The organism is Sphaerisporangium rufum (genome assembly GCF_016863395.1).
GTDB classification, from domain to species: Bacteria; Actinomycetota; Actinomycetes; order Streptosporangiales; family Streptosporangiaceae; genus Sphaerisporangium; species Sphaerisporangium rufum.
Window position 1 is genome coordinate 1 of record NZ_BOOU01000160.1, and the last position, 746, is coordinate 746.

The 746-nt window shown below is 72.5% G+C and carries 2 protein-coding genes; one reads left to right on the forward strand and one right to left on the reverse strand.

Features of this window, described 5'->3' with window-relative positions:
• On the forward strand, positions 1-234 hold a 234-nt coding region (locus Sru01_RS35140), incomplete at its 5' end, for a hypothetical protein (protein WP_203995283.1).
• Here the strand turns inward: Sru01_RS35140 and Sru01_RS36075 are convergent.
• Positions 215-604 carry a carotenoid biosynthesis protein gene (locus Sru01_RS36075; protein WP_239138084.1) on the reverse strand — a complete coding sequence of 130 codons (390 nt, stop codon included), beginning with the start codon at positions 602-604 and terminating at the stop codon, positions 215-217. The genes Sru01_RS35140 and Sru01_RS36075 overlap by 20 nt on opposite strands.
• Between the last annotated feature and the right edge of the window lie 142 nt (positions 605-746).

Genomic DNA, 746 nt, shown 5'->3' on the forward strand with positions numbered 1-746 from the left:
AAGGCCCCGTGGGTTCAGTCGATCGTCTCCGGCAATTACTCGGGCGACGCCGGGTGGTGTGATTACGGTGACACCTGGCAGGGGGCCTCGTGGGCGTGCTTCGGCCCGACCCAGTCCAAGCCCTGCGGAACCTACGTCCAGAGCATCGTGGAGGCCCAGTGGCGGAATGCGGCCGGGGAAGAGTTCGTTTTGCACAGTCGCTATTCCCCCACGATCAAGACCTGCGCCACCTGAACCGACGCCGGTGGGCCGGGCGTGGTACGCGCCCGGCCCACCGGCGGCCGCCATCCGGTTCCGCGTCGTGCATGCCGATGAGCGAAAGACGGGGTCCAGGACGATAGGCATCGCCAATGATCCCGATCCGCGCCTGACGCCGGGTCAGCGGTTCGGGAGCGGACTGGTTTCGTGTTCGCAGGCAAGCGGCCAGCCCCATGCCGCCCCAGGCCAGCGCCACGATGACCGGCACCCCGCCGAGCTGCGGCCACAGCACGTCGGTGTAGCGGTACTCGCCGAACGGGAAACCGGTGCGGATGCCGACCCACTCGGCGGCGTACCCGAGCAGCACCGCCCCGGCCGCCGCGTACCAGCGCGCCCGGACATCCACCGCCGGGACTCTCCGGCCCGGCCGCGGGCTCGTCCCCGGCGGGGTGTCCCGGTTCGTCGGCGCGCTCGTATCCGGCCCGGTGCCACGGCGGGCCCATCCACCGTTCCCGCCGCCCGCCGCCCGCCGCCGGCGACGGCCGCGC